Source organism: Paenalicyclobacillus ferrooxydans (assembly GCF_001399675.1).
Taxonomy (GTDB): domain Bacteria; phylum Bacillota; class Bacilli; order Alicyclobacillales; family Alicyclobacillaceae; genus Alicyclobacillus_B; species Alicyclobacillus_B ferrooxydans.
Genome location: NZ_LJCO01000045.1, coordinates 131,370 through 146,111 on the forward strand (window position 1 = coordinate 131,370; position 14,742 = coordinate 146,111).

Annotated in this window: 15 protein-coding genes and 1 riboswitch; of the genes, 5 read left to right on the forward strand and 10 right to left on the reverse strand. The window is 50.4% G+C overall.

Going from position 1 to position 14,742, the window contains the following annotated elements; all coding sequences use genetic code 11:
• Nucleotides 1-43: 43 nt before the first annotated feature.
• From AN477_RS10740 to AN477_RS10775, 8 genes are all read right to left on the reverse strand, one after another.
• Entirely contained in the window at nucleotides 44-367 is a 324-nt protein-coding gene (locus AN477_RS10740; RefSeq protein WP_054969156.1) for a hypothetical protein, read from the reverse strand.
• A 284-nt stretch (nucleotides 368-651) separates the two neighbouring features.
• Nucleotides 652-1,689 carry a ribonucleotide-diphosphate reductase subunit beta gene (locus tag AN477_RS10745; RefSeq protein WP_054969157.1) on the reverse strand — a complete coding sequence of 346 codons (1,038 nt, stop codon included), beginning with the start codon at nucleotides 1,687-1,689 and terminating at the stop codon, nucleotides 652-654.
• 45 nt (nucleotides 1,690-1,734) lie between these two features.
• Nucleotides 1,735-3,942, reverse strand: a complete 2,208-nt coding sequence (locus tag AN477_RS10750; RefSeq protein ID WP_054969175.1) for a ribonucleoside-diphosphate reductase subunit alpha — start codon at nucleotides 3,940-3,942, stop codon at nucleotides 1,735-1,737.
• Nucleotides 3,943-4,150: 208 nt separating this feature from the next.
• Nucleotides 4,151-4,347: riboswitch (cobalamin riboswitch) on the reverse strand.
• A 93-nt stretch (nucleotides 4,348-4,440) separates the two neighbouring features.
• Nucleotides 4,441-6,108, reverse strand: coding sequence for a mercury(II) reductase (gene merA / locus AN477_RS10755; protein ID WP_054969158.1), 1,668 nt, complete (start codon nucleotides 6,106-6,108; stop codon nucleotides 4,441-4,443).
• Nucleotides 6,109-6,122: 14 nt separating this feature from the next.
• Complete coding sequence (locus AN477_RS10760; RefSeq protein WP_054969159.1) at nucleotides 6,123-6,794, reverse strand: cytochrome c biogenesis CcdA family protein; 672 nt, start codon at nucleotides 6,792-6,794, stop codon at nucleotides 6,123-6,125.
• Complete coding sequence (locus AN477_RS10765; protein WP_054969160.1) at nucleotides 6,791-7,330, reverse strand: TlpA family protein disulfide reductase; 540 nt, start codon at nucleotides 7,328-7,330, stop codon at nucleotides 6,791-6,793. Before AN477_RS10765 ends, AN477_RS10760 begins: the two co-directional genes overlap by 4 nt.
• Before the next feature lie 28 nt (nucleotides 7,331-7,358).
• Complete coding sequence (locus AN477_RS10770) at nucleotides 7,359-7,697, reverse strand: ArsR/SmtB family transcription factor (RefSeq protein ID WP_054969161.1); 339 nt, start codon at nucleotides 7,695-7,697, stop codon at nucleotides 7,359-7,361.
• 5 nt (nucleotides 7,698-7,702) lie between these two features.
• Entirely contained in the window at nucleotides 7,703-7,993 is a 291-nt protein-coding gene (locus tag AN477_RS10775; protein WP_054969162.1) for a hypothetical protein, read from the reverse strand.
• Between the two features lie 378 nt (nucleotides 7,994-8,371).
• Between AN477_RS10775 and AN477_RS25680 the strand changes: the two genes are divergently transcribed.
• From AN477_RS25680 to AN477_RS10795, 4 genes are read left to right on the forward strand one after another with little or no spacing between them, the layout of a single operon-like run.
• On the forward strand, nucleotides 8,372-8,863 hold the full coding sequence (locus tag AN477_RS25680) for a DUF6431 domain-containing protein (protein ID WP_054969176.1): 492 nt from the start codon (nucleotides 8,372-8,374) through the stop codon (nucleotides 8,861-8,863).
• Nucleotides 8,864-8,919: 56 nt separating this feature from the next.
• Nucleotides 8,920-10,281, forward strand: coding sequence for a DDE-type integrase/transposase/recombinase (locus AN477_RS10785; RefSeq protein ID WP_054969163.1), 1,362 nt, complete (start codon nucleotides 8,920-8,922; stop codon nucleotides 10,279-10,281).
• Entirely contained in the window at nucleotides 10,274-11,074 is an 801-nt protein-coding gene (locus AN477_RS10790) for an ExeA family protein (protein ID WP_054969164.1), read from the forward strand. Before AN477_RS10785 ends, AN477_RS10790 begins: the two co-directional genes overlap by 8 nt.
• Nucleotides 11,071-11,301: a DUF5348 domain-containing protein gene (locus AN477_RS10795; protein ID WP_054969165.1), complete on the forward strand. Its 231-nt coding sequence runs from the start codon at nucleotides 11,071-11,073 to the stop codon at nucleotides 11,299-11,301. Before AN477_RS10790 ends, AN477_RS10795 begins: the two co-directional genes overlap by 4 nt.
• A 94-nt stretch (nucleotides 11,302-11,395) precedes the next feature.
• Here AN477_RS10795 and AN477_RS10800 read toward each other — a convergent pair whose 3' ends face one another.
• Entirely contained in the window at nucleotides 11,396-11,908 is a 513-nt protein-coding gene (locus AN477_RS10800; protein ID WP_245631786.1) for a DUF1003 domain-containing protein, read from the reverse strand.
• 441 nt (nucleotides 11,909-12,349) lie between these two features.
• Here AN477_RS10800 and AN477_RS10805 point away from each other — a divergent pair, with 441 nt between their 5' ends.
• Nucleotides 12,350-12,667 (forward strand): YnfA family protein, encoded by a 318-nt coding sequence (locus AN477_RS10805; RefSeq protein WP_054969178.1) that lies wholly within the window; start codon nucleotides 12,350-12,352, stop codon nucleotides 12,665-12,667.
• Nucleotides 12,668-12,861: 194 nt separating this feature from the next.
• Here the strand turns inward: AN477_RS10805 and AN477_RS10810 are convergent, their stop codons facing one another.
• Entirely contained in the window at nucleotides 12,862-14,484 is a 1,623-nt protein-coding gene (locus AN477_RS10810; protein WP_054969179.1) for an Nramp family divalent metal transporter, read from the reverse strand.
• Between the last annotated feature and the right edge of the window lie 258 nt (nucleotides 14,485-14,742).

Genomic DNA, 14,742 nt, shown 5'->3' on the forward strand with positions numbered 1-14,742 from the left:
TCCTGTGTATAAGTCCAGTGTTCATTATCGGAGAAGCGGCATATTACAAGGGAGTAATACTCTGAAGAACCCAAATTCCCTTCGATCCCTGTTTAACTGGTTGATACAACTCCAATATATACGTACATGAACCATGCTTCACCCGAACCGTTGCGTGTTGTAAACCCGATCCTGGATCGTAATACCTCTGTATCAGTGTATACTTATCCGTTTCCTCTAATCCAAAGAGCTTACCAACGACTTGCGCAGTACGAACGGGATCCAACCTCCAAAGATTTCGTCCTCGATCCACCGTTTCCTGGATTAAAATATAATCCTCCCCTGGAATCTCTACACTCCCCGTAACCACCTCTGGACACTTTGCCATGACTCGCACCCCTTCTGGAATTTTCAATGCATAGGATATGTCCGTTAGGGGTGCTTGCGTACCTGGATAAGAGTCCATTATTCATCGGATACACGAGCACACCCCACCGCCATGGAGGGCTGTATTGTTTGGCGGTGGGGGTCATACCCTATAATGGATCGGTCTATGTTGTGCTAAGTCGGTTCATAAAAGCCTTTCCGAAATCTGACATGAACAGAGAAACAACATGTGTGACAGCTTTCCTCTAAGGGTCATGACGCATGATTGGCAGACAGTATTCCAGATTATAGATCATCCCACTTCAAGTTAGCTGACTTGGTGTAGTTGGTCACCTTCTGTTCAAAGAAATCTGTTTTCATCGAGTTCATTGCCGCAAACTGGTCAACCCACGGTATTGGGTGTTCCGTAATATGCGGGAACAGTGGAGCCATGTCCAGCGACTTGAGCCGAAGATTTGCCAGATATTGAATGTATCTTGCGATGACTTCGTTGGTCAGTCCGGGAATCTGCCCATCTGTTACGTACTGGCCCCAAGTAATTTCGTGCTCCACCGCCTGAGCCATCATTTCCCGCAGTTCCTCAAGAAGTTTCGGCGTCATCAAGTGCGGGTTTTCTCTTGCTATCTCATGGAAGATTTGCCGAAAGAGCGCCAGATGAGTTAATTCATCTCGTTGGATGTATTTGATCTCGGATACCGTTCCCAGCATTTTTCCCTGTCGTCCAAGCGCAAAGAAGAAGCTGAAACCTGAGTAGAAGTACACGCCCTCCAGGATGAAATTCGCCATCACAGTCTTTACGAGGTTTTCGTCACTCGGATCGTTTATAAATTCCTCATATCGATCCGTAATGAATTGATTCCGTTTCAGTAGATGTTCATCCGTGCGCCATTCGTTGTAAATCGCATCTCTCACGTCGGCACTCACAACTGAATCTAAAATGTACCCATATGATTGAGAGTGAACTGCTTCTTGAAAGGCATGAACCGTCAGGCACAGATTCACTTCAGGCGCCGTAATGTATTCGTTGACGTTCGGCAAGTTGTGGGTCTGAATACTGTCCAAGAAGATCAGAAACGAGAGAATCTTGTTGAAGCTACGGCGCTCATACTCTGAGAGTGTTGCGTACTGCCGTGCATCGTCTGCGAGCGGGATTTCCTCCGGAATCCAGAAGTTGCCCATCATCGCACGATACATGCGATAAGCCCAGTCGTATTTCACGTTATTCAGTTCGATCAGGTTGGTTGTATTGCCTCCAATGATCCGCCGGTTCCCCCAATCCCGGTCACCAGTTTCGTTAAACAGCTTTGTTCTCTGCAGCTCCACTGAAATCCATCCTTTCGTATTGGTTCACTTCACCAATTTCGCCACTCACGAAGAACAAGCTACACATTCCTCAACTTCAAGTGACTTGTTCCGTACGTAGTAAACGGTTTTCAACCCGGATTTCCATGCTTCCATATACAGGTTTAAGAAATCCCGTACTGGAATATCTGGCGTAATATATAGATTGAATGATTGTGACTGGTCAATGTGCCGCTGTCTGACAGCCGCAGCTCGGATACTCCACGATTGATTGATGGTATGCGCCTCTTTGTAGTACCAAAATGTCTCCGAGTTGAGATTCGGTGCCGTCTGCGGAACGACCCCGTTCTTTTTCTCCTCCATGAAGAATCGAGCAAATACAGGATCGATGCCCGCCGTACTTCCGGCAATCAAGCTCGTACTACTTGTCGGAGCAATGGCAAACAGGTATGCATTCCGTAAGCCGTGCCTCTGTACCTCATGTCGAAGCCAGTCCCAATCCGGCCCTTTTGGGCGACTGTGGTAACCACGAAGTTCAAAGTATGCCCCTGTGTGCCAATCGGATCCTTCAAACAGTGAATAAGCGCCCTTCTCTTTGGCCAGTTCCATGGAAGCCTTGATAGCGAAGAAGTTGATCCATTCAAACAGCTCGTCTACGTGACTTAGATGCTCGTCGGACTCCCAGACAATCTTTTGTTGGGCCAAGTATTGATGATACCCACTGATGCCGAGTCCAATCGCACGATATTGCCGGTTGGTCACCTCAGCCTGTTTTACTGGGTAGTAGTTCAAGTCAATCACGTTGTCCATGCCTCGAATTTGAGTTCCCACGATCCGTTCAATATCCTCTCGAGACTCGCACCGACCAAGGTTGAGTGAGGAGAGGTTACACACGACGAATTCACCGGGTTTGTACCGAACCACAATGTTGCCATCCTCATCAGCTTCTTCGGCCATCTGCATGGACTTCATGTTCTGCATAATTTCGGTACAAAGGTTGCTGCAATAAATCATGCCTGCATGTTTGTTGGGATTCATCCGGTTCGCCGTATCACGGAAAAACACAAATGGAGTCCCAGTCTCAAAGGTGGACTGGAGGATTCTCTTCATGATTTCAATCGCTGGTATTTCGATTCGGTCAAGTTCAGAATTATCAACGCACGCTTGATAACGTCGTTCGAACTCTTCACCCCATGCATCTTCCAAGCGGAATCCCATGGCTTTCTCTACCTCATAAGGACAGAAAAGATACCAACTGCCACGTGACTCGACACGCCGCATAAACTCATCAGGAATACACACGCCTGGGAAGATATCGTGTGCCTTGAGTCGCTCATCTCCATTGTTCGTCTTGAGTTGTAGGAAATCTTGAATGTCCTTGTGCCAAACATCGAGATATACAGCGACGGCACCGCTGCGCACACCGAGTTGGTTGCAACTCACCGCTGTGTTGTTGTAATTCCGTACCCATGGAATGACTCCGCCACTGGCTCCCTTGTGGTTTCTGATAGCTGAACCTCGTGCTCGAATCTTCCCAACGTAGATCCCCATCCCTCCGCCGAACTTCGATACACGGGCAAAGGCCTTATCCGTTTCGTAGATACTGACGAGATCGTCCTCCGGCATATCGATAAAACAGGAACTCAACTGATGGAATGGTTTGCGAGCATTGCTTAGGGTTGGCGTAGCAACCGTTGCTTCGAGTTTTGAAAGCACATCATAGAACTGCTTTGCACGCTCAACCCTATCCGTTTCATTCATTGCCAGATGCATGGCGACACCCATGAACAACTCTTGGGGCAACTCAAGAACCTCTCCGTTCTCTCCTCGAATCACGTAGCGATCCATGAGTTGCTTTAATCCTACATAATTGAAGAGAAGGTCCCGCTCCGGCTTTATGTACTGCTCAAGTTCGTCAATTTCTTCCTTGGAGTACCGCTCTAAAATATATTTTCCATAGCGGCCAATCTGCTCGAGCCCATCGATCAATTTCTGAAATCCGGTATAAACAGAGTCTTTTTGTCCTCGATGACCACTTGCCTGTTGATAGACATCCATCAGCAAAAGTCGGGCCGCAGCATATTGCCAGTTAGGTTCTTCAACCGACGTTTGTTCCACTGTGGCTTGGGTGACCGTCCTCATAAGTTCCTCTGACGACATTCCTGCCCTCACCTGGGTATTCACGATGGTCAGCAATTTATTCGGGTTACAACCATCCAACCCGTCGCAGGCAAACTCAAGCACCCGCAATACATCACCTGATTCAAATGACAGCCACCAATCCCCATGACTTGTACCTACTTGACGTGACCTCTCCAAAACAGTGCTTTCTTTGATACTCACAGTAAAACCCCTCCCTATGCGTGACAGCAAAAAACACCCTGCCCATCGAGGGACAGAGTGCTCATAGTCACGAATACAGATTCTGAGGGAACCTAAACCATATCGTTTCCAAAGCCCTACCCATCTCCTCGTGGGTACACTTGCTTTTGCAAACATGGCAGGTCTCCGGACTTGGACTCATTTGCAAAGACTCACCTTCCCCGAATGCATCGAGTGGCCGGTGTTTGAACACCTGAGTCTTGCATCGTACCTTACCGTGGCGAGGACCGCTCCAGACTTTCACTGGATTCCCTTTTCACCCACAAAAGAGTGGGCACCATGTTCACTGATGAAGTTGTGTTGTTATTCTAGCACTACATATGGTGTCTATCAACTCTTTTAATAGGTGTTAGAACACTATAACCGTCGGATCGACATGTACATACAAAGTCATCCTGCACAACATGAAAGTTTTGAAACGTCTTTGTCAAACGTGAGCGTCGCTAGTTTCAAACCTTCGGTCATTGTCAAATATGGAGCCAACGTCGATCTGATGTCCTCTATGGTTAGGTCAAATTTGACGGCTAAGACAGCCGCATAGATCACGTCCCCAGCATTTTCAGCTACCACATGCGCCCCAAGTATCTTCCGGGTCTTTGCATCTGCTACGAGTTTGAATATGCCGGTTGTCTCTCGATTGACTAAAGCTCGAGGTACTGCTTCAAGCGGTAGCACGGAAGTCAAGACCTCGTATCCACTGGATTTCGCCTGCTCCTCTGTAAGACCGACCGTGGCAATTGCGGGGTTCGTAAAGGTCACACCAGGCACAACCGTCAAATCGACCTTTGCTTCGCTTCCAGCTAGAGCGTTCTTGGCTACAATTGCACCCTCATACGCTGCTACGTATACGAATTGTGGCCCCATGGTCACATCCCCTGCAGCATAGATGCGGTGGTTGCTTGTGCGGAGATAGTCATTCACCAGAACCTCCCCACGGTCACCCGTTTTTACACCTGCTGCATTCAGATTGAGCGCCGCAGTATTCGGTTTCCGACCTGTTGCAACGAGCAAGGCTTCCGCTTCGACAACTCGCTCCTGTCCATTCACCGTGAGATAAATCCGTTTGATGTCCCCGTCCTGCTCGACTCGATGGAATGTCGCACCGGTGATGATGCTCATCCCCTGCTCTGTCAACGCCGTGGTGACCGCTTCCGACACTTCCGGATCATACGATTTCAGTACACGAGCACTCCGTTGCATGAGGGTAACTTCCGCACCGAGATTGTGAAACATCTGGCCAAGCTCCATAGCGATATATCCAGAACCAATGACTGCTAAACGCTTAGGAAGATTCTTCAGCTCAAGTGCCGTTGTGCTGACCAGATAGTCAACATCCTTCAATCCTGGGATATTGGGAACAGCCGGTGATGCTCCGGTTGAAATCAGGAAGTTCCGAGCCGTAATCTTTTGTCCATCCACTTCGACGGTCTCCTCATCGACAAAACGAGCTTCACCTTGAATGAGGTCAAAACCGTATTCTTCAATCAGGTCAACATACTTATGTTGGCGGAGTTCTCCAACCAACTCATCTTTACGGTCGATAAGTTTCGCCAATTCCACTGGTCCGGCAGATGTATTGAGCCCCTGGAACGGATTGTGTGTTGCCAGATGATTGATTTCGCCCGCTCGAAGCATGTTCTTGGAGGGAACACAGCCAATGTTGACGCATGTTCCACCGATAGTACCTCGCTCCACCATGGCTACTTTGGCACCATATGACGTTGCTTCAATGGCGGCTGAGAACGCTGAACCGCCCGATCCGATAATAAGTAAGTCGTAGTCGAAGTTCCCATCCATTTCAGGTCGAACGCTGGGCTTAGAATCACTAAGGATGATAGCGTCGCCAGGCTTATACCCTGTATCCACAATCGCCTGTTTGGCGGCATCCAGTCGATTCAGGTCTCCGAGTTCGAACGTGGCCTCATTTCTGCGAAAACTGGCCGATATATTTTCAGCTCCTACACTTTGTAGCGCACGGGAAACGTGTCTTTCACAGTCATCACAAGTCATTCCGTTTACGACGAGCTGAATTTGTTTCTTGCTGCTTGGTTCAACCATTTGGAACACCTCCGTCAAAATCCCGCATACAAGCGAATATAGGGAAACCAATAAACTACCAAATATATACCCGTCCCGAGTGTGATAAGCGCACTGAAGCGCCCCATCCATCTAGCTCCCTTGCGGACCCACTGCCCAACCAATTGCTGTGATATCGTGGACGCTAGAGAGATGATGGTCACCACAAAACCCATGCCCAGTGCATAGAGTACAAAGTCAGTCACACCGCCTGCAAATCCTTGGCTGTGAAATGACGACAGCACCAGCACAGAGAACAACGGGAGCGTACACCCGAGCGAACCGAGCGCATACGCAATCCCATACAGAAAGACAGACCCCTTACTCCCTTGTTGAAGGTTCCAGTCACCCCCAACATGGAATGCGACCCCACGCTTGCCAAACAACATCAGTATCCCCAGAAGAATAAAGGCTACTCCGATGACTTCCGCAATCCATGCCACCGCTTTGCCCAGTACCGCTGCAAAGGTTGCAGCAATGACGCCCGCCACCATGAACACGAGCAAGAACCCGGCTGTCATCAGGAGTCCTGCCCACAAGCCGTCCCAGGCACGCCGTTCACGTCCTGCAATCAGATGAACAATATAGGACGGAAGCATCGCCACTCCGCACGGATTAAAAGCAGCCATCATACCTGCACCGAGAACCACTGCAAACCCTGCATTCATGCAAGCACCTTCTTGAGTTGAGCTGCCGATGGTACAACACCTTCATAAATCACCTTGTTGTGGTAGAGCACGACCACCGTATCCAGTTCCGTCACGTGAAACTTTTGGAGAAGGGATGAATTCGTCTCCAACACATAAGGCCAATGACTACCCGCTACCTTTGAAAACTGGGCAATCGTGCTGGCGTTGTCGGCCTGGGGTTCTACATCAATCGAGACGAGCTTTACTCCTTGTGTGTTCTGAAATTTGGCCAATGTCGTTTCCGTCGGCAAGCAGTCTGAACAGGAAGAGGTCATAAAATGCAGGACTGTCTTATCATTCGGATTCACAGAAATCACTTTTCCACTGACATCGGTAAAACTGAGATCGCTCAATCCAACCGCAGTCGCACTGCTCTGTTGGCTTGTCTGTTGTACAGCCGCCGATTGTGGTCCAGTTGACGCTGACGCCGTTGATACGTGTTCAAACCGAGTAAACCCGATTACCCCGGCTCCGAGTACGATCACCAGGGCGCCGCCAAGCCACATCTTGTTCATACTTATCCCTCCAATCCCCACATGCTTTTTACATCCGAGTGCAGGAACGAATGTGTTCGGCATTATCAGCAACAATCTCTTTGGCAAGTTGCAGGATACTGCGCACTCGCTGGTCCGATATGCGATACAGGATATATTTACCCTCTTGTCTGGAAGTCACATAGCCGCACCACTTTAAGCAAGCAAGTTGATTGGATACTTGGCTTTGAGAAGCCCCAATAAAATCCACGAGTTGGCTCACGTTTAACTCTTGCTCCAAAAGCGCCTCCACGATTTTGAACCGTGTCGGATTCGACAACCCATGAAAGAATTTTGCGTAAATCTCTGTCTGAGCCCCGATTTCAGGTGTCATATTCAAATCTTGCATAGGTGTCACTCCTTAGCGATTCCCTTGGATAGCCTGTCACTCGGTGGAACCGCACAGCAGGAATCCTTCCCTGATTTCCTACCTTTACGTGATACAATGAACATCACAATTCCCATCAGGATGACAAGACCTCCTAGAATCCAGTAGCGACTTGCAGCTAACACCGCTCCTACAGCCGTGAATCCCAGTGCTCCCATGAAAATCGGCAGGCCGCAACAAAGCACCGGAATCGCTGCCAACCCCAGCATTCCCCATGCTCCAGTGCCGGAACTGCGCTTTGGTTCATTGTTTTCCATAGCATTCATCTCCTTTTTACATATCATAATATCTAAATATATATGATGTCAAAGAAGTTAATAAGGGATGAGGTGACCGCCTCGTCAAGAAAGGTGTCAGTCCTGTGTTGAGCACATTTTCTCTAGCATTTTTTCCAAGTCCAAAAGCTTTCCCTCGATTCGATGCAGGTGGCTTTGCATGTGTTTCAGCCATCGCTAGATGGCCCAAAGCTGACGTAATTGCCTGTCCAAAAGTTGCTGGGTAAAATGACCGTATCCTGGGAAAGGAAAGACGCCCCCATTTACGTGGTGCTGCAGCAACAGCAACACAGGGGACGTCCCACTAATCAGATATGGTCATTTTAGCAGATTACGAGCTCGTTGAAAGCCCCACTGTCGGTGTTTTTTGTTCGGAGTGCGGAGATTGTCCCCTGTCCTTGCTGCCAAAATAGGCTCCGTGTCATAGGAAGTAGAAAGCGGACGTGGATTCAAGGCTCCGGTAGCAAGGCAAAAATCATCATTCGCCGTCTGCGCTGTCTGGATTGTCGTAAAATCCACCACGAGCTGCCCAACTTCCTGGTTCCCTACCGTCGTCACGAGGCGCAGGTCATTGAGGATGCTGTCATGGACAAAGCGGCACCTGCAGGTGTCGAGGAATCAACCATTCGTCGCTGGCGGCAGTGGTTCGAGGTTTTTGCTCCATATGCCGCTGGTTGTCTGGAGTCCATCGCACATCGTTTTCAGTGGACTGTGGAGAGTGCGTCCGCTCTTCCACAAACCGCACTCCATCGCATCGGACGCATCGTCGGAAGTGAGCGTGGTTGGCTGGAACGTATTGTCCGGCCCATTGCAAATCTGCATTTGTGGGTACATACCCGTTCGGCGTTTTGAGCCTCTTCTGTCCACGGTACGTTCATGCTAACCCTAGCAAAATGGAGGTGGTTGGCATGAAAGATCCGAGGAACGTGGAGGAAATCGCCGTGAATCGGGTGCAGTTGCTGTCCCAGTTACTGGCGGAGGGCTTGGATGCAGGTCGCGCCCGGCAGATTAGGGCCGAGATCTGCGCTCAGACAGGCATTTCGGAGCGAACTCTTCGCCGGTATCTGGCCAAGTATCGTCAGGAGGGATTCCAGGGACTAAAGCCAAGGCCCAAGATTCAGCAGAGGCCAGAGACAATTCCGCAGTCATTGTTGAATCAGGCTATCCTGCTGCGGAGAGAGGTTCCCACGCGGAGCATCTCGCAAATCATCCAGATCCTTGAGTGGGAAGGGCATGCACAGCCTGGCCAGATCAAGCGAAGCACCTTGCAGGAGAAGCTTGCAGAACGTGGCTACAGCTCCCGTCAGATGCGCATGTACGCTGCCACCGGTACAGCCGCTCGTCGTTTCCAGCGTCGGCACCGAAATGAGTTGTGGCAGTCGGACATCAAGTTTGGCCCGTACCTGCCCATTGGCCCTGGCGGCACAAAGAAGCAGGTCTATCTGGTTGTCTTCCTGGACGACGCCACACGGTACGTGTTGCATGCTGAGTTCTACCCCACATTGGACCAAGCCATTGTGGAAGATTGCTTCCGTCAGGCAATCCAGAAGTACGGAGTTCCAGACTCCGTGTACTTCGACAACGGAAAGCAATACCGCACCCGGTGGATGGCCAGAACCTGCTCAAAGCTCGGTATCCGGCTACTGTTCACGAAACCCTACGCCGCAGAGTCCAAGGGTAAGGTAGAGAAGTTTAACCGCACCATCGATTCGTTCCTGAGCGAAGCAGTGTTGGACAAACCCCAATCACTCGAGGACCTCAATCACAAGTTCGCTGTGTGGCTGTCCGAATGCTACCAGAACAAACCGCATAGAGCTCTGTCCACAGACATACAACTCACCAGCCCTGAGACTGCGTACCGAAGCGACCGGAAGGCACTTCGGTTTGTCGAACCAGAAATCGTCGCCAACGCCTTCCTCCATGCGGAGACACGCAAGGTGGACAAGTCAGGGTGTATCAGCTTCATGGACCGCAAGTACGAGGTGGGATTACCGTTCATCGGCTGCACCGTCGACGTCATCTACGACCCGGCGGACATCAGTCAGATCACCATTGAGCACGAAGGACATGAGCCATGGCAAGCCCGTCCCCTGGTCATTGGAGAACGGGCCGGGCAGCGGCCGAAGTTGCCGGGGCACCTGGGGCCAAAGCCAGCAGAATCATCCAGACTGCTGGAGGCAGCGGAGATACAACATGCAAAGCGCCAGCAGCGCCAGGCTCGGGCGATCTCTTACACCTTGGCATGGAACGAGGTGAAGGGAGATGTTTGAGTCGTACTACGAGTTCAATCGCACTCCGTTCTCCAGAGACGTTCCGGCAAGTGAATTCTACACCTCGCCGTCACTGGAGGATACGCTCGGACGACTCTCCTACGCGGCTGCACGCCAGCTGTTCTGTGTCATCACAGGAGATTGTGGCACTGGGAAGACCACGGCAATCCGTCGCTTTAGCGAGACCCTGGACGGCGCGAAGTATCAGGTGTTGTACCTGTCAGACTCCAAGCTCACACCGCGTCACTTCTACAAGGGCATGCTCGAGCAGCTTGGGTGCGAGTCGAAGTTCTACCGGGGAGACGCAAAGAGACAACTACATCGCGAAATCGAACTCATGCGCGGTATCCATCACGTACAGCCAGTGTGCGTTGTGGACGAAGCTCATCTTCTGGACAAAGAGATGCTTGAGGAAATACGGTTCTTGTTAAATTTCAGGATGGATTCACAAAGTCCCATGTCACTCATCCTGGTTGGGCAAAGCGAACTCTGGGATCGGCTAAATCTCCAGGCGTATGCTGCAATCCGGCAGCGCATCGACATCCAGTGCAAACTCCCGTACTACGACCGTTCCGAAGTGGCCGAGTACATCCGTCGGCACCTGGCCTACGCGGGAGAGGACCATGACATTTTCACCGACAAGGCCATCGATGAGATCTATCGGTTCTCGAGTGGTGCTGCCCGTTTGGTCAACAAAGTGTGCACCCACTGCCTCATGTACGGGGCACAGACCAAACATCGAATCATCGACGACCATATCGTCAACCTGGTGATTCAGGGGGAACTGTCATGAAACTCAAGGGTGCACAGCTGGAATACGACGGGGAACTGCAACGCTGGGTAGTAGCAGGAGATGGCGAATGGTATAGCCTGCACTGTGGAGACGCATTTCACTTGTGCATCGGTGACAAAAGCCAGTTTGTCAGACTAGAAATGGCCAGATCATGGTACGTCATTGCCGACGGTGTGGCTCTTGGTCTCATCGAGGGAAGAACATACAGAGTCAACATCGATGTCTAGCCTAAAAACTACTGACGCTAGGGGAAGGGGAAACTCTTCCCCCTTTACTTTTGTCTGAGGGAACGGACACTTACGCCGTCAATTCACGGACAACTTACACCGTCAAGCTTTGGTCACTATGCTCCGTCACTAACAGCATGTCATCGATTTCTTGTTCCGCTTTATAGTTGATAGCGAAATCAATCACCGATTCATGCTTATCCCGAGCCGCCTGGCGATTTTGACTCATCATAATGATTGGAGCTTGGAATGCTGCGATGAAAGACAGGCAAAGGTTTAGCAAGATAAATGGTGGCTTATCAAAATGTAAGGGTGCCGTAAGCCGCACGGTATTCCACGTGATCCAAAGCGAAAGGACAACAGCAAAAATCACGATGAACGTCCAACTGCCGCCAAACGCAGCGATTTTGTCGGCCAATCGATGCGCCCACTTGGTCTGCTGTCGATAATCTTCATCAATTTGCTGAATGATTCGACTTTCATACTCATTCACCAATCGGTCGATCCGCTTGGCATCCGTTTCTGTAATCGGAATATCGAAGCCTTCAAACGTCAATGGTTCTTCATCCAATACGTGAGGCTTGACATAATAATTTCGCTTTACCACGACAGAACCACTCCTTTGAGCAACGAATCGAGCACAACGAATCCACGATACTGTAGGCCCTACAATTGCATCCCCGTATACAGCCATCTCACATTCAGGATCCGTATTCTATGCGTTATTCATTGCGTTTTCGCAGTCAGGTTGTACTTTTATCGTATGGTCCATAGCCCCAGATTGCAAATCGAATGCATTCACAGCACGATGTCACACGGGTCTAAAAGGATGTGTCTTAGATTGTTCCGCTCGGGGTGATGCGGTATGGTTGGTATATCACGGAACATTGTGAGCCATTTGTTTGGCGACGAAGACTTTGACGACGTAAAAGGTATTACAGAGCTAAGAAGTGTTCTGTTGGAGTCAGTAAAACAACCGAGATATTTCCATACACGCCAACCGAGAAAGCGTGGTGACGAAGCGGAAGAAACGGGGGTAATAACAACGATAATCCGAGCCGTCTTTCTCTTCCTTGTAGCAGGTCTCGCCGAGATTGGTGGTGGCTATCTGATTTGGCAATGGCTCAAAAATGGAAAGTCCCTATGGGTCGGAATCATTGGCGCCATTGTGATGATTTTGTATGGCGTCGTCGCCACCCGCCAAGAATTCTCCTTCGGCAAAACATATGCCGCCTACGGTGGGATCTTCATCGCAATGGCTGTCCTGTGGGGCTGGTTCATTGACAAGCGGTTTCCCGACTGGAGCGAATGGGTCGGTGCCGGGATTTGTCTTGTGGGCGTTGCAGTGATGTTGCTGAAAAAATAGTCCCTCGTTCGGCAGAATGGGAGTCTAATACTCAACTGATTGCGCCGCTGCACCAGTGGTAAACCACAACGACCTGGAAGATCGAACAAAAAAGCTCACTCCCCATTCAAAAGAGGTGTGAGCTTGGTATAGGTCAATGGTCTGTACATAAGGCTTCGCATCATACTTTGAAAGATTGCCTCCGGTGACACGGTTTAAGCCCCAATGGAAAGCTGAACAATCTTTACGACAAGCATAACAACGGCGATGACGAGGTAACCCCGCAAGGTTGCCATCGCCAACTTTTGTGCAGGCGACCATACTGCTTTGGGCAATCTAGCAAGCGGTGGCATTCTCCAACTGTAGCGATCTTCTTCTGAAGAAACAGGTTTTGCAGATTGGCGTTTCCGATACGATGCAAGTCCGGCCGCCACGAGTCCAAGCAACAGCACGCCCGCCAGTGCGAGACTCAACAGTGTAACGTTCACATTGGGGAAGAATGTTACAACCGCTAGAATCAGTGACAGTACAACCAATACCCCGACGATAACGGCGCCGATAATGTTCACCCATGGACGATTGACCCATGGTCCTAAGACCGCCTTGTCATTACACAACAGCAACAGAAAAACGGTCGCACTTGGGAGAAGGATACCTGCTAAAGCCTGCACACCGGTTGTAATCAGCCCAAGCGGTGCATGTGGGATAACCACGATCCCCGCAGACACCAATATGACTGCACCGTACACCAGGTAGAAGCTGAGTCCATCCTTCATTGATCGATGGAGAGAGTGTTTGGTCCCGAAAACATCACCGAACGCATACGAGGTCGACAGTGTAACTGCAGCCGCCCCAATCAACGATGCATTCAGCAGAATGATGGCAAACAAGTCCCCTGCCAAGGCACTGACGTGCTGCGACAGTCCTGTTATCACAGTGCCAGCATTCACGAATTGCCCCGCCAAGCTGGTTCCTTGAAAGGCGAAAGCCGTCGTTGCGATGAGCGCCGTCGCCCCAATGACGACAACAACGGATCCAATGACCGTATCCGCCCGTTCGTACGACATCCACCGTGGCGTCAATCGCTTATCAATCACGTTTGACTGTTGGAAGAATAACTGCCAAGGTGCTACCGTGGTGCCGACCATGCCAATAATGAGCAACAGTGCGTTCGAGGTAAGCCCGCCACGGACTCCGGGTAGCAAGAATCCTGTAACCACAGGTTTAACAGCCGGATGACTCATGAAGACAAGTGGAATGACCAAGAAATTGGCCACGACCATGACATACATGAACCGCTCCCAACGGCGAAAACTCCCAGTCACCGTCATACCAATCAACAAAATTGATGCCAGGATAACGGAAACGAGCGGGTTCACTCCGAAATGGGCCATCGCCATTCTTATCCCGATAAATTCCGTCACGATAGTTAAAACGTTCAGTATGAATAAGTCCCCAACGGAAAAGGCTCCCCAGAACTTCCCGAACCGTTCGAAAATGAGTCTGGCATGGCCGACCCCTGTGACCAGCCCAAGCCGAACCACCATCTCCTGATTCACAATGAGCACAGGAACCAGAAGAAGGAGAACCCAGAGCAGACTCGTTCCGAAATCTTGCCCAGCCTGTGCATACGTCGCAACTCCGCCCGCATCATTATCACCAACCATCACAATGAGCCCCGGTCCCATGATGGCAAGCAGAGTCAGAACACGGTTTTTCCAGCTCCTACGAGTTCCGTTATCATCAACACGCACCGTGCCCAGTGCGCCTTGGATGTCACCAACGTGCTGGCTGTCCAGAACAGCCGTTTCTTCTTGAATCGCCAAATTTGTGCGCATGAACCTCATCCTCCTTGAAGACGTGATAGGAGGGACAGAAATCCCCTGTTTGTAATCCTGACCAACAAAAATCGCAACAGTGTCGCTCATGACTAGGGCCTGCGTCCACACCTACCACCTCCTTCAAAGAGCAATCGGGTAAGAGGGGGTAAGAAGCCCCCGTCTCCCCACACCACCGTACATGCGGGTCCGCATACGGCGGTTCGCCATGCTTGCCCAACCATGACCACATGGTTGATGGGATGATGTGTGATTCGT